The 19,449-nt window shown below is 63.4% G+C and carries 15 protein-coding genes; 9 read left to right on the plus strand and 6 right to left on the minus strand.

Features of this window, described 5'->3' with window-relative positions:
* Nucleotides 1-19 precede the first annotated feature (19 nt).
* Both IHV84_RS04555 and IHV84_RS04560 read left to right on the plus strand, forming a co-directional pair.
* Nucleotides 20-649: a CoxG family protein gene (locus IHV84_RS04555; RefSeq protein ID WP_198845994.1), complete on the plus strand. Its 630-nt coding sequence runs from the start codon at nt 20-22 to the stop codon at nt 647-649.
* A gap of 30 nt (nt 650-679) precedes the next feature.
* A complete protein-coding gene (locus IHV84_RS04560; protein ID WP_198845995.1) occupies nt 680-1,744 on the plus strand; it encodes an XdhC family protein in 1,065 nt (354 codons plus the stop codon).
* A 4-nt stretch (nt 1,745-1,748) separates the two neighbouring features.
* On the opposite strand, the gene IHV84_RS04565 is transcribed toward IHV84_RS04560, so the two are convergent.
* The 3 genes from IHV84_RS04565 to IHV84_RS04575 form a co-directional block, all read right to left on the minus strand.
* Nucleotides 1,749-2,438: a glutathione S-transferase family protein gene (locus tag IHV84_RS04565; RefSeq protein ID WP_044398267.1), complete on the minus strand. Its 690-nt coding sequence runs from the start codon at nt 2,436-2,438 to the stop codon at nt 1,749-1,751.
* Nucleotides 2,439-2,572: 134 nt separating this feature from the next.
* The gene (locus tag IHV84_RS04570; RefSeq protein WP_198845996.1) at nt 2,573-3,352 is read right to left on the minus strand and encodes a two-component system response regulator; all 780 of its coding nucleotides are present in this window, start codon (nt 3,350-3,352) and stop codon (nt 2,573-2,575) included.
* Nucleotides 3,349-4,011 (minus strand): response regulator, encoded by a 663-nt coding sequence (locus IHV84_RS04575; RefSeq protein ID WP_142084800.1) that lies wholly within the window; start codon nt 4,009-4,011, stop codon nt 3,349-3,351. The genes IHV84_RS04570 and IHV84_RS04575 overlap by 4 nt, the downstream gene beginning before the upstream one ends.
* A gap of 159 nt (nt 4,012-4,170) precedes the next feature.
* On the opposite strand from IHV84_RS04575, the gene IHV84_RS04580 reads away from it, so the two are divergent.
* From IHV84_RS04580 to IHV84_RS04590, 3 genes are all read left to right on the plus strand, one after another.
* Complete coding sequence (locus tag IHV84_RS04580) at nt 4,171-4,542, plus strand: response regulator transcription factor (protein ID WP_044398272.1); 372 nt, start codon at nt 4,171-4,173, stop codon at nt 4,540-4,542.
* Between the two features lie 102 nt (nt 4,543-4,644).
* Nucleotides 4,645-5,439, plus strand: coding sequence for an ABC transporter substrate-binding protein (locus tag IHV84_RS04585; RefSeq protein ID WP_198845997.1), 795 nt, complete (start codon nt 4,645-4,647; stop codon nt 5,437-5,439).
* A 2-nt stretch (nt 5,440-5,441) separates the two neighbouring features.
* Entirely contained in the window at nt 5,442-7,976 is a 2,535-nt protein-coding gene (locus tag IHV84_RS04590) for an ATP-binding protein (RefSeq protein ID WP_198845998.1), read from the plus strand.
* Between the two features lie 110 nt (nt 7,977-8,086).
* Here IHV84_RS04590 and IHV84_RS04595 read toward each other — a convergent pair whose 3' ends face one another.
* From IHV84_RS04595 to IHV84_RS04605, 3 genes are all read right to left on the minus strand, one after another.
* Complete coding sequence (locus IHV84_RS04595) at nt 8,087-8,257, minus strand: hypothetical protein (protein ID WP_167336958.1); 171 nt, start codon at nt 8,255-8,257, stop codon at nt 8,087-8,089.
* A 169-nt stretch (nt 8,258-8,426) separates the two neighbouring features.
* Entirely contained in the window at nt 8,427-9,395 is a 969-nt protein-coding gene (locus IHV84_RS04600) for an MBL fold metallo-hydrolase (RefSeq protein WP_198845999.1), read from the minus strand.
* Between the two features lie 141 nt (nt 9,396-9,536).
* Nucleotides 9,537-9,905 (minus strand): hypothetical protein, encoded by a 369-nt coding sequence (locus tag IHV84_RS04605; RefSeq protein WP_198846000.1) that lies wholly within the window; start codon nt 9,903-9,905, stop codon nt 9,537-9,539.
* 108 nt (nt 9,906-10,013) lie between these two features.
* On the opposite strand from IHV84_RS04605, the gene IHV84_RS04610 reads away from it, so the two are divergent.
* From IHV84_RS04610 to IHV84_RS04625, 4 genes are all read left to right on the plus strand, one after another.
* On the plus strand, nt 10,014-10,652 hold the full coding sequence (locus IHV84_RS04610) for an ATP-binding cassette domain-containing protein (protein WP_198846001.1): 639 nt from the start codon (nt 10,014-10,016) through the stop codon (nt 10,650-10,652).
* Between the two features lie 178 nt (nt 10,653-10,830).
* Nucleotides 10,831-12,273, plus strand: a complete 1,443-nt coding sequence (locus IHV84_RS04615; protein ID WP_198846002.1) for an MdtA/MuxA family multidrug efflux RND transporter periplasmic adaptor subunit — start codon at nt 10,831-10,833, stop codon at nt 12,271-12,273.
* Nucleotides 12,274-12,339: 66 nt separating this feature from the next.
* The gene (locus IHV84_RS04620; RefSeq protein ID WP_198846003.1) at nt 12,340-15,447 is read left to right on the plus strand and encodes an MdtB/MuxB family multidrug efflux RND transporter permease subunit; all 3,108 of its coding nucleotides are present in this window, start codon (nt 12,340-12,342) and stop codon (nt 15,445-15,447) included.
* A gap of 850 nt (nt 15,448-16,297) precedes the next feature.
* Nucleotides 16,298-19,447 carry an efflux RND transporter permease subunit gene (locus tag IHV84_RS04625; RefSeq protein ID WP_198846004.1) on the plus strand — a complete coding sequence of 1,050 codons (3,150 nt, stop codon included), beginning with the start codon at nt 16,298-16,300 and terminating at the stop codon, nt 19,445-19,447.
* Nucleotides 19,448-19,449: the final 2 nt, after the last annotated feature.

The following is a 19,449-nucleotide window of genomic DNA, read 5'->3' on the forward strand; positions in this document are numbered from 1 at the left end:
TGAACGAAGGAACCTGATCATGGAAATGCAAGCCAGCCGCACCCTGGCCGTGACCCAGCAACAAGCCTGGGAGGCGCTGAATGACCCTGAGGTTCTCAAGCTTTGCATCCCCGGCTGCGACAAGGTAGAAGCCAGTGGCGAGAATCAGTACGCCGTGGCCATGGCGCTCAAGATCGGGCCGGTGTCTGCGAAGTTCGCGGGCAAGATCACGCTGGCCGACATCGTGCCGCCCCAGAGCTACACCATCGCGTTTGATGGTTCGGGCGGTGTGGCTGGTTTTGGTAAAGGCACCGCCCAGGTGCGGCTTGAACCCTTGCCTGCTGACGCGTCTGGCCTGCCGCTTTGCGAGTTGCATTACACAGTGCATGCCACCGTGGGCGGCAAGATCGCGCAGCTCGGCCAGCGGCTCATCGATGGGGCTGCCAAAACCATGGCAGAAGATTTTTTCAAACGTTTTGACAATGAAATGCAGCGCCGCTACCCCCGGGAGGTGGCCGACGAAGAAACCCAGGACACGGTGATGTCGCACGCCCCCACGCAGCCCATTGCGCTGCCAACCGATTCGCAGGCCTCCGGCGGCATGCCGGTGTGGGGCTGGATTGCCATCGGCGCGGCAGTGTTGGCGGTGGTGGCGTGGTTAATGAGTTGAACAAGCCAGCGCTTGCAGTGAGGTAGGAGCATGGAAAATCTGGATGTGATGGTGCTGCGCACCCTGCTGGCTTGGCGCCAGGCGGGCCAGCGCGCTTTGCTGGCCACGGTGGTGCGCACCTGGGGGTCGTCGCCTCGGCCCGTCGGCTCCATCATGGCCCTGTGCGAAACGGGGGCGGTAGTGGGCTCCGTATCGGGCGGTTGCATTGAAGACGACTTGATTGACCGCCACACCCGCGCCTACGCGCAGGCCGCAGGGGCAGACCGTGGTCTGGCGCACGCCATACCCAGCGGGCCGCCCACCTTTGTGAAGTACGGAGTGACGGCCGACGAGGCCCACCGGTTTGGATTGCCCTGCGGCGGCACATTGGAGCTGTTGTTGGAATACGACCCCGACCCGCAGAGTCTTGCGGAATTGGTTGCTCAGCTGGAGTCTGGTCAGCTGGTGCAACGCACCGTGCTGCTCGCTGATGGGCAGGTCAGTCTGCAAGCGGCGGCGGCACCTGCCGAGCTGGTGGTGGACGCTGTGCAGCTCACCAACACCTTCGGCCCCGAATACCGCATGCTGCTCATCGGAGCCGGACAGTTGGCGGAATACCTGGCCACCATGGCGCTGTTCAGCGGTTTTGCCGTGACGGTGTGCGATCCGCGCGAAGAGTTTGTCGGTAGCTGGAATGTGCCGGGTGCCAAGCTGGTAAGAGACATGCCAGATGATGTGGTGGCCGCCTTCAAGCCCGACCGCCGCAGTTGCGTGGTAGCCCTCACGCACGACCCCAAGCTGGACGATCTGGCGCTGCTGGAAGCCTTGGCGTCAGAGGCGTTTTACATTGGTGGCATTGGCTCGCGGCGCAACAACGAGGCGCGCCGCGCCCGCATGATGGAGCACTTCGGGCAGACCGAGGCATCGCTGCAGCGACTGCGCGGCCCCATTGGGGTGTACATCGGCAGCAAGACACCGCCTGAGATTGCCGTCAGCGTGATGGCCGAGATTCTGGCGGTGAAAAACGGCGTGGCCCTGCCACAAGGCGTGCAGGTGGCGCGCGCCAAGAACGAGCGTGAACTTGCGCCCACCGGGCCGCTGGTGTGCGGCGTGTGAGGGCTCAGGCGCTCATCACCACAGGCCCGCCTTTGGCAATGCCGCGTTGGTAGGCCGGGCGGGCCTGCATGCGCTGCAGGTAGGCCTGCAGGTGAGGGCGGGGTTTGCCGGGGTTGGCCCGTGCAAGAGCTGCTTCCACCGCAAAGCTCATTTGAAAATCAGCCATGGTGATGTGCTCGCCCGCGAACCAGTGGTGGGTGGCCAAGTGGTCTTCCATGAAGTCCAGGGCCGTGTCCACGTTGGGGTCGATCAGCTTGCTTTGCACGGTGGCACACAGCGCCTTGGCCACCGGCCGCACAAAGAACGGCATGGGCTGTTTGGGAATGCTGGCGAACACCAGCTTCATGACCAGCCAGTTCATCAGCGAACCTTCTGCGTAGTGCATCCAGAACCGGCATTGGCGGTGGGCTGGCGTGCCCACAGCAGGCGCGAGGTGGGCTAGCTCGCCCGTGGCCAGGGTGGCATGGGTTTCGACCAAGTATTCAATGATCGCACCTGATTCCGCCACCACGATCTGCCCGTCGGTGATGACTGGCGACTTGCCCAGCGGGTGGATCTGTTTGAGCTCAGGAGGCGCAAGCCGGGTGCGCTTGTCGCGTTGGTAGACCTTGAGCTGGTAGGGCAAGCCCAATTCTTCCAAGAGCCAAAGAATGCGCTGCGAGCGCGAGGTTTCAAGGTGGTGGACGGTGATCATGGCGCCATTTTGAACCGGTTTGCACGTCCCTGTTCATGCAGGCGTTTCGCACACCCATCGAGAGGTTGACCCAGTGACTCACGCGCCGCTGGGGCAAACCAACCAGCCGCCATGTGGCTGACGGCGGGCTGCGTTCAGTTCAGCGTTGCAAGGCGCTGCCGCAAATCGCTCCAGCCACTGCTGCAGGCGGCCGTATCAGCGACGGCTGCGGCATCCTCCAGCGCCCTGGCGACCAGGCTGTCTTGTGGCCTGCCCAGTGTGAGGAGCACGGTGGCGAGGCTGTGGGCCAGCCTGCGCAGAGCAGGCCAGTCTTGCGCCAGCGCTGCGGCATCACCCGTTTGCACATCGGCGGCAAACTGCTTGAGACATGCCGCACGGTAGGTGGTGAAGAGTTGTGCGTCGCCACCAAAATGGGTTGTGATGGCCAATGTCTCGGCAGTGTTCGTGGCTGGGGCTGGTTTGCCAGCAGGATTGGTGGGTGAAGGCTGTGGCGCTGGCGTTGCAGTATTGGTATCCGCCTCTGGCAAGGCATGCAGGGCCAGCGCATCGCGCACGCAGCTTTCCAGTTCTTGCACAGCGATGGGTTTGGACAGAACTCTCCAAAGGTCCATCCCCTGCAACTGCTCCTTCACAGCAGTCGTCAGGCCTGCGCTGAAGACGGCCACTAGCGTGTCACCCCGCAGCTGCGGGTTTGCTGAAAGGCGTTGCACCAGAGAAATGCCAGACTCGCCCGGCAGCATCAAGTCCGTGATCACGAGCTGGATATCGTGCTGCTCTAGCAATGCCACTGCGGCAGGCACACTGGTGCAGGTGAGCAGCTCAATGGGCAACTGATCCAGCGCCATCGCCACGAATCGCGTAATGGAGGTGTCGTCCTCCACCAGCAAGACACAGGGCGCAGCAGCGCTGGTCATGCGGTTGGGGTGGGCAGCGACTGTGCCAGTATGGCGGGCAGTTCTGCCACCAGTTGGGATTTATGGATCACTGTCACACCCTGCAATGCGAACGCGTAGGGCTCTCGCTGCTCTTGGTCCAGTGAGGTCACCACGATCAGCCGGCTGCGGGCAAATTGCGGGTGAGAGCGCAGGGTGGTGATCAGCGTGGCCCCGTCGATGCCCGGCAGCAGAATGTCCACAATCAGGATGTCGGGCTGAATCTGCCCATACATGGCCAAGCCGGTGATGCCATCACTGGCCGTGTGCAGCGCAGCGCCAGGGAAGTGCTGGTTCACCAGCAGTGTGACCAGGTTTTGAAAGTGGATGGAATCCTCAATCAACAAAATCTGCGGAGCACCACGGCCACGCGCTGGCGCGCCAGCACCAGCCGCACGGTCGCCACTGCCAGCAGGCTGCGCGGAGGCCTTGCCACCTGCGCCCGTGCGGGCATTGATCCACTGTTCTACCGAAGCTCTGGAGATGCGGCGGTGACCCCCGGGGGTCTTCCACGCTTCGAGCTCGTTGCGATCAACCATCAATTGCACCGACCGCACCGCAAGCCCGAGCATGCTGGCCACTTCCAAAGTGGTGTAGTGGTCTTGAACCAGCGACGGTGGTGGTGTTTTTTCAGATTTCATGAGTTGCGCATTTTCCTCTTTTTTCATAGCAGGGAGAAGAACTTGCATTTGATACAAATGATTGATATGATTTGATCATACCAAGCAAACGAAGCAACGGGACAATAACCACCTGAAGCGCCATGAGGCTAGGTTCACCATCTCTTTCAAGGGCGTGCCATGAAAAAAATACTGATTGTTGAAGACCATGCCGACATTCGCAAGTTATTGAAAATGACGCTGGAGTTCGATGACTTCGAAATCCATGAGGCTTCTACGGGTGACGCTGGGTTGGCACTGTGTCGTGAGATCTGCCCTGACATCGTGCTGCTGGACATCATGATGCCCGGCACCCTGAACGGTTTGGAAGTATGCCGCCAGATCAAGGCAGACCACGCCACACGGTTCACGAAAGTCGTCTTGCTGACAGCCCGTGTTCAGGCCGGTGACAAAGAGGCAGGTTTGGCCGCAGGGGCGGACGATTATTTGATGAAGCCTTTCAGCACATTGCAGGTGCTCGAAACCATCTACCGCATGGAAGCCGAGGCGTGAGCTTCACGGCCGCGCTGCCGTGCCCAGCCTGCGAGGTAGAACGGCTGCGCGCTCGATGGACCCGCCGCGTTTGAGCGGCTACTTCTGGGCGGAGGGGGTGTCATGATTTTTCTCTCGAGGGCTCGCCCGCTGCTGGCGGTGCTTGGCATGCTGCTGCTTGGCTACGCCCACGCTCAGCCCGTTCTGGACAGAGTGCGCACGGCAAGGGCTCTGAAGGTGTGCATCTGGCCCGAATACTACGGTGTCACTTACCGCCACCCACGCACGCAAGAACTGAGCGGTATCGACATTGAGCTGGCCGCTGCGCTGGCTGCAGACCTGAACGTTCGCGTCGTATACGTGGACTCTTCGTTTCCAACGCTGGTCAGTGACCTTGTGGAGGATCGTTGCGATGTGGCGATGTTTGCCGTGGGCGTTACCGCGCAACGGGCGGAAAAATTGCGTTTCACCCAGCCTTATTTGCGCAGTGATATTTACGGCATCACGACCAAGAGCAACCAAGTTGTTCGCGAATGGTCGGATATTGACAAGCCCGGGGTGCTGGTCGCCGTTCAATCCGGCACCTTCATGGAGCCGGTGATGGAGCAGCGCCTCAAGCATGCCCAACTGGTGCGTGTGAAGTTGCCAGCGACGCGAGAGCGGGAATTGGTGGCTGGGCGTGTGGATGTGTTCATGACCGACTATCCCTACAGCCGGCGCTTGCTGGACAACGCTGACTGGGCGCGACTGATTGCACCCCCTGAGCCTTTTTCGGTGCTGCCTTATGCGTATGCAGTGAAACCGGGCGATGCTCAGTGGCTTGCGGTGGTGGATGAGTTCGTCTCGCGCATCAAGAAGGACGGCAGGTTGAACAATGCCGCCAGCAAGCAGGGGCTGGGGCCCATTGTGGTTCGTTGAATATGGCGAATACGCATGCAGCTGCTTCCATCAACGCATCTTCCGCAGAGCGTTGGTCCAGGGCCAGCACACTGGTGCTGGTGGGGGGCGCCGCTGCCACGCTGATCGCTGTGATCCTGGTGGCGCTGGTCACTGGCAATGCGTTTCGCCGTGCCATCGCTGAAGAGCAGTCTCACTCGATCTTGCTGGCCAGAGTGATTGAAGACCAGGCCACGCGCACGCTGGATTCCGGCGAAATGGCGCTGGATGCTCTGGCAATATCGCCAGCGCTGCGCGCTGATGTTCCTGATGCTGCGGCCATACAGGCGGCGCTGAATCAAACGCTGTCGGGCCTGCCTTTTTTGCGAACCATTGCGGTGGCTGATGCGCATGGCAATATTCTTGCAAGCACCAGTCCCTCTGAGGCAGGCATTCGCATCGATCTGGAGCGTTTGGGCCCCCGAAATGTCGGCGGCCGTGCAGTGCTGGGCCCCTTGGTCATGGGAAGGGGGTTGGCTGCGATCCAGTTGGGCGCGCCTGCGGTGAAAGCACCGCCGGGCCTGGCGTTCATTCCTTTGTTGCGCCCTATGGCGAGCGAGGCGGGTCGCCCACTGTTTCTGGTGGGCTTGATCAACCCGGATGCGTTTTCCAACTTTCAGTATCTCGCGCTGGAAGGTGGCAGCTTTGAATCCATCGTGACCACTGACAAGGGCATGGTCTTGGCCGGGTCTCGCGACGGTGCAGCACTCATGGGAACCAACGTCGGCGGCATCCCTGTATTCACCAGCTACCTGCCCTCCAAAGAGCACGAGCAGTACGTGGGGCGTGGTGCGCTGGGGGATCGGCAGCTCCTGGCATTTCGCGCCTCCAGCACCAAACCGCTGGTGGTGATCGTGGAGGAGTCGTACAGCCGTGTTGTGTGGCGTTGGTTGTCTGGCGCCAAGGCGCTTTTGGGCATTGGTGGTGCTTTGGTCCTGCTGGTGGCTGGTTTGACCGCAGCCGTGTGGCGGGTGGTCAAGTTGCGTGAAGCAGCCCAAGTTGCTGCCAACAAAGCGCAGCAGCGCATTGCCCAGAGTGAGCGGGAGCTGAGCGTGCTGATGCGCAGCGTGCAGGAGCTGATCTTTCGTATCGATGCGCAGGGGGTGGTCACTTATGTGAACGATCACTGGGTAGCCTTCAACGGTAGCCCGAAAGAGCAGGCCATCGGCAAGCGCCTGGAGGACATCGTGGATCCCTCCAGCCGCGATGATGTGCGCAGGGCGCTGGATCCGTTGGCGCCTGCTGGAGTGCGTCACCTGCAGACCAAGGTTCGCCCGCGAAATGGCGGCGAAATGCATTTCGACGTGGCCTTGGTGTCCTTGCGGTCCGAAGGGCGGCTGGTCGGCTTTGTGGGCAGCGCTGTGAATGTGACCGAGCGCTGGGTGGCAGAACACCGCTTGCAGGCCCAGATCGCCTTCCAGAATTTGCTGCTGGACACCAATCCGCTGCCGATTTCCGTCGTGGACCTGCGTGGGGCGGTGGTTCAGGTCAATCGTGCCTGGGAGGAATACAAGGGTCTGGACCGAAGCTCGGTGGTCGGGCGGCTACTGACGGATCTGCTGCCTGCCGATGAAGCGCAGGTTGAGCGGCTGCACACCCGAGAATTGCTTGCCAAAGGCGGGCAGGCGTTCTTTGAAACCAAGGTGCTGCATGCCGATGCGATGCGGCGCGAGACCCGGGTGATCAAGGCCGCCATCACAGATGCGCAGGGCCATGTGTCGGGCGTGCTGAGCATCTTCGTGGACGTGAGCGAGTTCCGCGAGGCCGAGCGTGCAACCCAGGAAGCCCGGCACGCAGCAGAGGAAGCATCGCGGGCCAAATCAGAGTTTGTGGCCAACATGAGCCACGAGCTGCGAACCCCCTTGCAGTCCATTCTTGGTTTTGCCGAGCTGGGCGCGTTGCGCGGGCGCGCCGAGCCGCGCTTGGCTGGGATGTTCGAAGACATCCATTCTGCCGGGCAGCGCATGCTGGCTTTGGTGAACGACTTGCTTGAGGTTTCCAAGCTGGAGAGCACGGTGGGCACTTTCCACCTGGAGCGCATCGATTTGCGGGGCCTGATCCAGCCAGTCGTGAAGGAGCTGGAGCCCTTGCTTGCACGCAGCCAGCAAACCATGCACCTGCGGCTGTCAGAACTGCCACTGGTGGCGAAGGTGGACCCGCTGCGCCTGCAGCAGGTCATTCGCAATGTGGTGGCCAATGCCATCAAGTTTTCGCCCCCTGGCTCTTCCATCACGGTGGTGGGGCGCATGGACTCCCGAGGGCAGGTCCATCTGGAGGTGCATGACGAAGGCCCTGGTGTGCCCGAAGCTGAGTTGGAGCAGATCTTTGAAGCCTTCGTGCAGTCCAGCAAAACCAAAGATGGTTCAGGTGGCACCGGGTTGGGGTTGGCTATCTGCCGCAAGATCATCGAAGCCATGGGAGGCCAGATATTTGCGCGCAACCTCACGCCCAAAGGGGCCGCGTTCCACATCGTGTTGCCAGCACGCCGTTTTGCAGAGACCCAGCCGGCTCCTTTGTGAGTGCATCCGCGGCGCGGTGAGTGCAACGGTGAGTTGGGGGCGAAAAAAAAGCCAACCGATTGGTTGGCTTTTGTTTTTTTGCGTGGCCTTGCTTGAGGCCACCACAGGCTTTAGCCGCCCTTCTTGGAGCGCTTGCCGGGGTTCTTCTTGCTGCGGGTAGCAACGCCACGTTCCAGGCTCACGCGCTGGCCACGACCGGGGGTTTGCAGTGTGTTGCCTGGCAGGGGCTGTGGACGGGGAGTGCGCTTGCGGTCTGCTTCGGTAACGATCTTGTTGCCCATGGAACTTCTCTGGAAAAAGTGGTGGAAAAGCTGCTATTAGGCCATAGGTTGGCGTGGTTGCCAAAAATTGGGGGATAGGTCACAGCAGCAATGCCACCATGATCTCGCTTTTTTGCCCCCAACCTTTCGCTGCTTGGATGCGATGGGCTGCTAAGGCAAACAGCCCGCGTCAGACCGTTGGCTCGAATGTGTAGCCGTTACCTGTCGCGGTCATCCGGCCAAACGCCGGGAAGGGGAAGTGGAACCCGCCCACGAGCGATTTGCTGGAAGTCACCCGCGCAAAGACCTCACGACGCACCTTGCGTGCGGCCTCTGCGTCCATATCGAAAGTCACAGCCCAGTCGGGGTTGCGTGCAAAGAGGGAAGGCACGTTGGTCAGGTCAGCCAGGTAGAAGAAGCTCTGCCCTGCGGAGGTCACTTCAAACAAAGTGTGCCCTGGGGTGTGCCCGTAAGCGGCCACCGAGCGGATGCCCGGCACCACCTCGGCACCCGCTGCGAACTGCACCAGCATGTCAGGCCCCATGGCGCTGAAGGTACGGCGGGCGTTTTCAAACGCGCCCTTTTGTCCGGCAGGGGCTGCTGCCATTTTGGCGTCGTCCATCCAGAACGCGTACTCGGCTGCGGGCACCATCACCTTGGCTTTGGCAAAGGCCAGTTCGCCCGCCTTGTTGCGCAGCCCGTTGATGTGGTCGCCGTGGAAGTGGCTGATGAGCACGGTGTCGATGTCGGAGGCGGGCACACCTGCAGCACGCAGGTTTTCCAGCAGCTTGCCTGCGTTGGGGCCGCCAAACTCACCCAGGCCGGTGTCAATCAGCACCTTGCGTCCGCCAGCAATCACCACGAACGGGGTGAACGGTACGTCGATGTAGCCGGTGGGCAGGCCTTGCGAGGTGAGCAGGGCTTTGACTTCTGCGAGCGGGGCGTTCTTCACGAATTCTTCGCCCAGCGGCCGGCGCGCAATTCCGTCCAGCACCGAGATGATTTCGACGTCACCCATCTTGGTGCGGCGAAACCCCGGTGATGGCAAGGTGGGCGTACCCAGATTGGGCGCGCTTTGGGCCCACACGGGAACGAAAGAGCCAGCAGCGTAGGCGCAGAGCCCTGCACCAGCACCCAGAAATTGACGGCGTTTCAGCATTGTTACTCTCCGGTCATTGATTAGACTAATGAGTATTACAATGTCACGCCAAAGTTTGCTGCGTGCATGCTGCGGGCTTTCTCCCTAAAGGGCTTGGGGTTTTGGGTCGCCATCGCGCACCCAAAATGCCCCGCAGATGGGCTACTCCAGGCCGAATTCTGCGCGCAACGCCTCGCAAAACTGTGCGTGGCCGCTCAAGGTCAGGGTCACCGTCAGTCTTGGTGGTGCTGCCGTTTCAAACTGGCGCGCAATGCCCCCGGTCGCTGGGTCGAAATGCAGGGCCACGGGTGTGCTCACCTCCTGCACCCCTCGCAGGTCGTACTGCCAATCGCCGCCATCTTCCAAGGGGCTGGGGCCTTCTGGAAACTGCCCATGACACCACTGCAGCACCTGGGTGATCTCATGTTGCAGGCGTGCCCACTGCGCTTCCGTCACACAGGCCATCGCATCAAACGTGCCTGTGCCTTCGTCGTCTTCGCTGTAATCAAAATCAAGGTAGTCCAGGGTCATGGGGCGTAGGTGTGAGAGGGTTGTGATCAGAGCGCATTGTCCGGTCTGTGCAGCAGTCGCCGTGCACAATATCTGCCGCCACCCACTACCTTTTTTGTTCGCAACGCCATGTCTCCTAAGCCCACTTTGATGTCTGTCGATGCGCTGGATTTTGGTTATCCCCAGTGCAACGTTTTTCAGGGCTTCAGCCTTCGTTGTAATGCGGGATTGGTCCTGTTGTGCGGCGATGAAAGCACGGGCAAAACAACGTTGCTGCGTTTGCTTGCGGGTGAGCTGGCGGCGCAAAAAGGGCGCGTGGCAGTGGGTGGCGTGGATGCTGTGCAGGAGCCAGAGCGCTACAGCGCCCAGGTTTTTTGGATGGACCCGCGCTCGGATGCACTGAACACCACTACCGCCCAGGCTTGGCTGGATGCGCAAGCCGCCAAGTATTCGCGCTGGGATGCGAACGCTTTGGCGGTGCACGTTGCAGGCTTTGCGTTGGCAGAGCATTTGGCCAAGCCTTTTCATGCGCTGTCCACCGGCACTCGTCGCAAGGTGTGCATGGCTGCTGCATTGGCCAGCGGGGCGCCGCTGACGCTGATTGATGACCCCATCGCCGGGCTGGACAAGCCTTCGGTGACGTACCTCGCCCAGGCGCTGAACACCTGTGCGGACGAGCCCGAGCGCGTCGTGGTGGTTGCCCACCATGCGCCTTTGCCCGGAGTGCGGTGGGCACACAGGGTGGATTTGGCTGGCGTCGGCAGATAGGCGAGTGCCACGTTGCAGGGCCAGTCAGGTCGGCGTGCGGTAACGAATGCCCATGTCTGTACAAGACCGGTAAAGCCTGGGTAAATCCCGCGCCGCTCCAGTGCTGGTGGCCGAGCCGTGGCTACCATACGGCCTCCGTTACCGCATTGCTCCGGCACGCCTGGCCACGCTTTTTTCCATGCCCGCTCCTTTTTTCATGTCTTCCTGGTCTGCCGTGCGCCAACAGGGCCGCGTGCGGTGGTGGTTCGTGTCATTGCTGTTGCTGGCGGCCGCTGCGGCCGGGGCCTGGTGGTGGAAGCAGCAGCAGGCGCCCGCGGCCGCATCTGCGGGCGCCGCGCGTGCCCCCGGCCGGTTCAGTGGGGCGGGGGCTGCCCAGCCGGTGTCGGTGGGGGTGGTGCAGCGCCAGGATCTACGCGTGATGGTCAGCGCCATCGGCACCATGAGCGCGCGTGCCACGGCCGTGGTGCGGGCCAAGGCCAGCGGTGAGCTGTTGTCCATCAAGTTCAAGGAAGGTGATGAGGTCAAGGCCGGGCAATTGCTGGCTGAAATTGATCCCCGCAGTTACCAGGCCACGCTGACCCAGGCCCAGGGCAACCTGCAGCGCGACCAGGCCCAACTCAAAAATGCCCAGCTCGATCTGCAGCGCTACCAAGACCTGCTCGCCAAGGATTCGATCGCAGCCCAGCAGGTAGACACCCAAAAAGCTTTGGTCCGCCAATTGGAAGGCACGGTAGCCGCCGACCAGGCCCAGGTCGATGCCGCCAAGCTGCAGCTGAGCTACACCCGCATCACCGCACCCATCAGTGGGCGCCTGGGCTTGCGCCAGGCCGATGTGGGCAATGTGGTGGGCCCATCGGACGCCGCAGGCATCGTCACCATCACCCAGGTGCGGCCCATCGATGCCGTGTTTTCGGTGCCCGAGGCACAGCTGGTTGCCATCAACCAGCGCCTTCAAAGTGGTGCCAGCTTGCCGGTAGAGCTGTGGGACCGCGAGCAAAAGCAGCGCCTCGCCCGCGGGCGGCTGGGTGCGGTGGACAACGCCATCGACGCCACCACCGGCACCATCAAAGCCAAGGCAGCCTTTGCCAATGAAGAAGGCGCTCTCTTTCCCAACCAGTTCGTCAACGTGAAGCTGCAGGTCAACCTGCTCAAGGACGTGCTCACGGTGCCCAGCACGGCGGTGCAGAACAACTACGTGTATCTGGTGCGCCCCGACGGCACCGTGACCCAGCGGCGCATTCGTGTGGGTGTGGTGGACGGCGACCGCGTGAGCGTGGAGGGTGAACTGCAGGATGGTGACCAGGTGGTGACTGATGGCATCGACCGCCTGCGCGAAGGCGCCAAGGTGGCCGTGATTGACAGCGGTGCTGCCACCCGCGCCGATGCAGCCACCCAGGACGCAGGCGCCCGCCGTGCAGCTTTGATGGCGAGCCTGACCCCGCAAGAGCGCGAACAGGTGGCCAAGATGACGCAGGAAGAGCGGCGGGCGTTCTTCCGCAACCGGCGCGCGCAGGCGCCCCAGGCGGCGGCTTCCGCCCCAGCTTCTGGCGCGTCTGCTGCGGTGGCCTCCACGCAGGCGGCCTCTGCGGCCGCATCGCCAGGGTCTGCCCCCGTGCGCTGAGCGATAGCGCTTCTCCACCCAGCGCTTTCCGCGTCGCACCTCGCAGACCCCGTCGCCGTTCCCGCCATGAATTTGTCCCGCATCTTCATCCTGCGCCCCATCGCCACCTCGCTGTTGATGGTGGCGCTGCTCATCGCAGGCTTGCTGGCTTACCGGCTGCTGCCCATCTCGGCCCTGCCGGAGGTGGACTACCCCACCATCCAGGTCACTACGTTGTACCCCGGGGCCAGCCCCGATGTGATGACCTCCAACGTCACAGCGCCCCTGGAGCGGCAGTTTGGCCAGATGCCGGGCTTGTCCCAAATGTCGTCCACCAGCTCGGGCGGGGCCTCGGTCATCACGCTGCGGTTTGCGCCGGATATGTCGATGGACGTGGCCGAGCAGCAGGTGCAGGCCGCCATCAACGCGGGCAGCAACCTGCTGCCGAACGACCTGCCCATGCCGCCGATCTACAGCAAGGTCAATCCGGCCGATGCGCCCGTGCTCACGCTGGCCATCACCTCGCCCTCGCTGCCTGTCATCCGCCTCAATGATCTGGTGGAAAACCGCCTCGCGCCCAAGCTCTCGCAGGTCAACGGCGTGGGCTTGGTGGCCATTGCGGGCGGGCGCCGCCCGGCGGTGCGCATCCAGGCCAACCCCACCGCGCTGGCCAACCTGGGTCTCACGCTGGAGGACGTGCGCAGCGCCATCGCAGCGGCCAACGTCAAGCAGGCCAAGGGTGGCTTTGACGGGCCCGCGCGCGCCTCCACCATCGACGCCAATGACCAGCTCCAGTCCGCGCAGGAATACCGTGACCTGATCCTCGCGTTCAAAAACGGCAACCCCATTCGCCTGCGCGATGTGGCGCAAACCGTGGACGACGCCGAGAACACGCGCCTGGCCGCCTGGGCGGGTACGCCCGACACGGGCTCCAAGTCGGGCGTCATCCTCAACATCCGCCGTCAGCCGGGCGCCAACGTCATCGACACGGTCGATCGCATCAAGGCCTTGCTGCCCCAGTTGCAAAGTACGCTGCCCGCGTCGATGGACGTGCGGGTGCTCACCGACCGCACCACCACCATCCGCGCCTCGGTCAACGACATGCAGACCGAGCTGGCGCTGGCCATTGGCCTGGTGGTGGCGGTCATCTTTGTGTTTTTGCGCAGTGCCTCGGCCACGCTCATCCCCAGCTTTGCGGTGCCGCTGTCGCTGGTGGGCACGTTTGGCGTGATGTACCTGGCGGGTTTTTCCATCAACAACCTCACGCTGATGGCGCTGACCATATCGACGGGCTTTGTGGTGGACGACGCCATCGTGATGATCGAGAACATTGCCCGCTACGTGGAAGAGGGCGAGCCACCGCTGCAGGCCGCGCTCAAGGGCGCCAAGCAGATCGGCTTCACCATCATCTCGCTCACCATCTCGCTCATTGCGGTGCTGATTCCGCTGCTGTTCATGGGCGATGTGGTGGGGCGCCTGTTCCATGAATTTGCCATCACCATGGCGGTGGCCATTTTGCTGTCGGCGGTGGTGTCGCTCACGCTCACGCCCATGCTGTGCGCCCGCCTGCTGCGCCACACGCCCGAAGAAAGCCACGGCCGCCTGTACCAGACCACGGGTCGGTTTTTTGACCGCACCATCGCCCGCTATGGCCGTGCGCTGCAGTGGGTGCTGAACCGCCGGGGCCTGACCTGGCTGGTGTTTGGCGCCACGCTGGTGCTGACGGTGGTGCTCTATCTGGTGGTGCCCAAAGGCTTTTTCCCGGTGCAAGACACGGGCACGCTGCAGGCCACCACCGAGGCCGACCAGTCCATCTCGTTCGCCGCCATGGCCGAGCGCCAGCAGCGCCTGGCCGAGCGCATTCTGCAAGACCCGGCCGTGAAAAGCGTGTCTTCCTTCATCGGGGTGGATGGTGCCAACACCACGCTCAACACCGGCCGCCTTCTCATTGACCTGAAGCCCCACGCGGAGCGCGACCGCGCCCCCGTGGTGCTGCGCCGCCTGGCCGATGAAACGCGGGACATCGTGGGGATTCGCCTCTATGCCCAGCCCGTGCAAGACCTCACCATTGAAGACCGCGTGGCGCGGACCCAGTACCAGTTGCTGCTCTCGTCGCCCGACATGGCCCAGCTGCAGACCAGCACTGCCGACCTGGTGCAGCGCATGCGCGCCCTGCCGCAACTGGCTGATGTGGCCAGCGACCTGCAAAACCAGGGCCTGCAGGCCTTTGTGCAGATCGACCGCGCCCAAGCCAGCCGCCTGGGCGTGACGGTGGCGGGCATCGACACCGCGCTGTACAACGCCTTTGGCCAGCGGCTCATCTCCACCATCTTCACCCAGTCCAACCAGTACCGCGTGGTGCTGGAGGTGGCGCCGCAGTTCAAGCTGGGGCCAGAGGCATTGAACAGCATTTACGTCACGTCGAGCGCGGGCAAACCTGTGGCCCTGTCGTCCGTCGCCCGCATTGAAGAGCGCCCCATGCCTCTGGCGGTGAACCACGTGGGCCAGCTGCCTGCCGCCACCATCTCGTTCAACACCGCACCCGGCGTGGCGCTGGGCGATGCGGTCAAGGCCATCCAGACCGAGCAGGCGGCAGCGCGTGCGGCGGGCTTGCTGCCGTTGTCGGTAGACACCAACTTCCAGGGCGCGGCGCTGGCGTTTCAGGCGTCGCTGTCGAACACGCTGCTGCTCATCCTGGCGGCGGTGGTCACCATGTACATCGTGCTGGGGGTGCTGTACGAGAGCACGATCCATCCGGTGACCATCCTCTCGACTTTGCCCTCGGCGGGCGTGGGGGCGCTGCTGGCGTTGTGGATGGCGGGGCTGGATGTGGACATCGTGGCGGTGATCGGCATCGTGCTCTTGATTGGCATCGTCAAGAAGAACGCGATCATGATGATCGACTTTGCGCTGGAGGCGCAGCGCGACCAGGGTTTGCCTGCGCGGGAAGCGATTTACCAGGCTTGTCTGCTGCGGTTTCGGCCGATTTTGATGACGACGCTGGCGGCTTTGCTCGGTGCGTTGCCGTTGATGTTGGGTGGGGGTGTGGGCAGTGAGTTGCGGCATCCGCTGGGGGTGACGATGGTGGGGGGGCTGATCGTGAGCCAGTTGCTCACGCTGTTTACGACGCCGGTGATTTATTTGACGTTTGAGGGGTGGGCGCAGCGGTGGCGGGCGCGGCGGGGGGCTGTGTGATGAGTGCTCCTGTTTTTGTAGCTGGTGGCGCTTTGTTGGTAAGCGCTGGAGGTCTTTTTTGCTTCATGCCTTTGCGTGGTGCGGGAGCCGGGGAGTGCGCCCGGCGGCGCAGTAACTTTCTTTTGCTTCGCCAAAAGAAAGTCACCAAAGAAAAGGCGACCCCACTGTCTGCGTCCCTGCGCTTCGCTTCGGGCAACCTGCGGTGCTCGCGTCCAGCGGGGTCTCGCTCGAACTCGCTGCGCTGCGCTTCGCTCAGACAATCGCGAGCCCTGATCCGCTGGCCGCTGTGCTCCTCGGCGCATACAGAGGGGATGGGGGAGTCAAACAGCCAAACAGCACCTCGGGCCATTGCTTCGCTCGGCCCTTTGTTGTGGGCGCAAGCGCCTTGCGCAGGGCGCCGCAATTTCTGGGTCGAGCGCAGCGAAGACCCGAATGGCTGTTTGGCTGTTAACCCCCTGCTGGCTGCGCCTGCGGCGGGGCGGTTGTGGGGTGGCATGGGCGCCCGTGCGCCCATGCTTCGTGATCTGACTCGCCGTGGCTGTCCGAGCGGCGCTGCGCAGCAGCAAAGCGAGTTCCACGGCGCACCCCGCAACCGCTCCGCCGCAGGTTTGCCCCGTAGCGCAGCGCAGGGGTCGCAGACTGGGGGGCGCCTTTCTTTTGGGTACTTTTCTTTGGCGAAGCAAAGAAAAGTGCCTCGCCCGCCGGGGCGAAATCCCGGCTCCCGCCCTTGGCAAAGGCATGCAGCCAAAAGAATGGCGACGAATCAGACCACTATCAAATTAGTAGCTGCAAGCGCTTATCTAATAAGCGCTAGAGCCCGAAAACACATCAAACCCCAGAGGCCTGCCCCGTGAGCCTCTCCACCCCCTTCATCCACCGCCCCATCGCCACCATGCTCCTCACCCTGGGCCTGGCCCTGGTGGGCGCGGTGTCCTACTTCCTCCTGCCTGTGGCCCCGCTGCCCCAGGTCGATTACCCCACCATCTCCGTCAGCGCCAGCCTGCCTGGCGCCAGCCCCGACACCGTGGCCGCTACCGTCGCCACGCCGCTGGAGCGGGCGCTGGGCTCCATTGCCGGGGTCAACGAAATCACCTCGCGCTCCATCCTGGGCAGCACTAGCATCACCCTGCAGTTTGATCTGAGCCGCGACGTGGACAGCGCCGCGCGCGATGTGCAGGCGGCCATCAATGCGGCACGCTCGCTGCTGCCCACGGGCATGCCCAGCAACCCGACCTACCGCAAGGTCAACCCGGCGGATTCGCCCATCATGATCCTGGCGCTCACGTCCGGCTCGCTCACGCGCGGGCAGATGTACGACGCGGCCTCCACCGTGCTGGCGCAAAAGCTCTCGCAGGTCGAAGGGGTGGGGCAAGCCACTGTGAGTGGCGGGGCGCTGCCTGCGGTTCGCGTGTCGCTCGACCCGGTGCGGCTGGCGGCCAACGGCGTGTCGCTGGAGCAGGTGCGCAGCGCCATCAGCACCACCAACGCCAACCGCCCGCTGGGCGCGGTAGAGCGTGAAGACCACTATTGGCAAATTGCCGCCAACGACCAGGCCCGCGTGGCGGCCGACTACGCGCCGCTGGTGCTGCGCTGGAAGGATGGCAACGCCATTCGCCTGTCAGACGTGGCCGAGGTGACCGATTCGGTGCAGGATGTGCGCAACTTTGGTGTGGCCAATGGCAAGCCCGCCATCTTGCTGCAGGTGTTCAAGCAGCCGGGCGCCAACATTCTGGAGGCCGTGGACCGGGTGCGTTCCCTGCTGCCGCAATTGCAGGCATCCATCCCGGCGGCTATTGACATTGAAATCGTTTCAGACCGCACGCCCACGCTGCGCGCCTCGGTCAAAGAGGTGGAGAACGCGCTTGTCATCGCCGTGGGGCTGGTGATCCTGGTGGTGTTTCTGTTCCTGCGCAACGGGCGCGCCACGCTCATCCCGGCGGTGGCGGTGCCGGTGTCGCTGGCGGGCACGTTCGGGGTGATGTACCTGGCGGGCTACACGCTCGACAACCTCTCGCTCATGGCGCTGACCATTGCCACCGGCTTTGTGGTGGACGATGCCATCGTGGTGCTCGAAAACATCATGCGCCACATGGAGCGGGGCAAGTCGGCGCTGCAGGCGTCATTGGATGGTGCCCGCGAGATCGGCTTCACCGTCGTCTCCATGAGCATCTCGCTCATCGCGGTGTTCGTGCCCATTCTGTTTATGGGCGGCATCGTGGGCCGCTTCTTTCGGGAATTCGCCATCGTCATGTCGGCGTCCATTCTGGTGTCGCTGGTGATCTCGCTCACCACCACGCCCATGATGTGCGCGGCCTTGCTCAAGCACCCTGCGCCTGCGCAGGCGGCGCCGCGCACGCTCTGGTGGGCGCGGTTTTCGCGGTGGGTGGATGGCTGGCAGACCCGTGGTTTGCGTGCGTACCGCCACAGCCTGGCCTGGTGCCTGCGCCACCAGCCTGTCGTGCTGCTGGTGCTGGCCGGTGTGGTGGGGCTCAACGTCTACCTCTACACCGCCATCGACAAGGGCTTCATGCCCGAGCAAGACACGGGGCGCATCTCGGGCTTCATCCGGGCCGACCAGGCCACGTCGTACCAGGCCATGGAGCAGCGGCTGCAGCGCTTTTTGGCCATCGTGCAGGCCGACCCGGCGGTGGAATATGTCACCGGCACCACGGGTGGCTGGCAGCGCAACGCGGCGGCGATGTTCATGACGCTCAAGCGCGGGCCGGGGCAGGAGTCGTCTGAGGTGGTCATCGCACGGCTGCGCGAGCAGCTCAAGAACGAGCCTGGCGCGCGCCTGTTCATGTCGCCGCAGCGTGACATCCGCATTGGCGGGCGGCAAAGCGGTGCCTCGTTTGACTACACGCTGCAGGCCGACGACATTGCCGAGCTGCGCACCTGGGAGCCGCGCATCCGCCAGGCGCTTTCGCAGCTGCCCGAGCTGGAAGACGTGAACAGTGACGTGGCCGACTACGGCTTGCAGACCACGCTGGTGATTGACCGCGACGCCGCCACGCGCCTGGGCCTCACCATGGCGCAGATCGACGCCACCTTGAACGACGCCTTTGGCCAGCGCCAGGTGGGCGTCATCTACAACCCCCTCAACCAGTACCGCGTGGTGATGGAGGCCGCGCCGCAATACCTGCAAAGCCCCGAGACGCTGCGCGGCTTCTTCTTTGTGAACAACGTGGGCCAGCAGGTGCCGCTCACCGCGTTTGCGCGCATCACCACCACCAACACGCCGCTGTCTGTGAACCACGAGCGCGGCACACCCGCCAGCACCATCAGTTTCAGCCTGGCGCCGGGCGTGTCGCTGTCGCAGGCGGCCGATGCCGTGAACAACGCCGTGGCCGAACTGGGTGTGCCCGTGGGCATTCGTGGCAGCTTCAGCGGCACGGCGGGGGCGTTCCAGTCCGCCCTGGCGGGGCAGCCGCTGCTCATCCTGGCGGCCATCATCACCATCTACCTGGTGCTGGGCATCCTGTATGAAAACCTGGTGCACCCCATCACCATCCTCTCCACACTGCCTTCGGCCGGGGTGGGGGCGCTGCTGGCGTTGATGTGGTTCAAGACGGAGTTCTCGCTGATCGCGCTCATCGGCGTCATCCTGCTGATCGGCATCGTCAAAAAGAACGCGATCATGATGATCGACTTCGCCCTGGCGCGGCAGCGCGATGGCTACGCCACGGCGGCCCAATCCATCTACCGCGCCTGCAGCCTTCGCTTGCGCCCCATCCTCATGACCACCATGGCCGCCATTTTTGGTGCGCTGCCTCTGGCGCTGAACCGTGCGGACGGGGCCGAGCTGCGCCAACCCCTGGGCATTGCCGTGGTGGGTGGGTTGCTGGTGAGCCAGCTGCTCACGCTCTACACCACGCCCGTGGTTTATGTCGCGCTGGACCGCTTGCGCCAGCGTGTGCTGCGCGCCGTGCGCCGCCAGCGGGGGCGTGCGCCCCAGGCCGCTCATGGCCCCGTGGCCCCAGCGCTCGAAGGAAACGACTGATG

It is taken from the genome of Acidovorax sp. IB03, assembly GCF_016406015.1.
GTDB lineage: Bacteria > Pseudomonadota > Gammaproteobacteria > Burkholderiales > Burkholderiaceae_C > Acidovorax > Acidovorax temperans.

Excerpts from the sequence above, each read along its gene's own strand:
- IHV84_RS04555 (WP_198845994.1), top strand. The coding sequence starts at position 20 with ATGGAAATGCAAGCCAGCCGCACCCTGGCCGTGACCCAGCAACAAGCC.
- IHV84_RS04560 (WP_198845995.1), top strand. The coding sequence starts at position 680 with ATGGAAAATCTGGATGTGATGGTGCTGCGCACCCTGCTGGCTTGGCGC.
- IHV84_RS04565 (WP_044398267.1), bottom strand. The coding sequence starts at position 2,438 with ATGATCACCGTCCACCACCTTGAAACCTCGCGCTCGCAGCGCATTCTT.
- IHV84_RS04570 (WP_198845996.1), bottom strand. The coding sequence starts at position 3,352 with ATGACCAGCGCTGCTGCGCCCTGTGTCTTGCTGGTGGAGGACGACACC.
- IHV84_RS04575 (WP_142084800.1), bottom strand. The coding sequence starts at position 4,011 with ATGAAATCTGAAAAAACACCACCACCGTCGCTGGTTCAAGACCACTAC.
- IHV84_RS04580 (WP_044398272.1), top strand. The coding sequence starts at position 4,171 with ATGAAAAAAATACTGATTGTTGAAGACCATGCCGACATTCGCAAGTTA.
- IHV84_RS04585 (WP_198845997.1), top strand. The coding sequence starts at position 4,645 with ATGATTTTTCTCTCGAGGGCTCGCCCGCTGCTGGCGGTGCTTGGCATG.
- IHV84_RS04590 (WP_198845998.1), top strand. The coding sequence starts at position 5,442 with ATGGCGAATACGCATGCAGCTGCTTCCATCAACGCATCTTCCGCAGAG.
- IHV84_RS04595 (WP_167336958.1), bottom strand. The coding sequence starts at position 8,257 with ATGGGCAACAAGATCGTTACCGAAGCAGACCGCAAGCGCACTCCCCGT.
- IHV84_RS04600 (WP_198845999.1), bottom strand. The coding sequence starts at position 9,395 with ATGCTGAAACGCCGTCAATTTCTGGGTGCTGGTGCAGGGCTCTGCGCC.
- IHV84_RS04605 (WP_198846000.1), bottom strand. The coding sequence starts at position 9,905 with ATGACCCTGGACTACCTTGATTTTGATTACAGCGAAGACGACGAAGGC.
- IHV84_RS04610 (WP_198846001.1), top strand. The coding sequence starts at position 10,014 with ATGTCTCCTAAGCCCACTTTGATGTCTGTCGATGCGCTGGATTTTGGT.
- IHV84_RS04615 (WP_198846002.1), top strand. The coding sequence starts at position 10,831 with ATGCCCGCTCCTTTTTTCATGTCTTCCTGGTCTGCCGTGCGCCAACAG.
- IHV84_RS04620 (WP_198846003.1), top strand. The coding sequence starts at position 12,340 with ATGAATTTGTCCCGCATCTTCATCCTGCGCCCCATCGCCACCTCGCTG.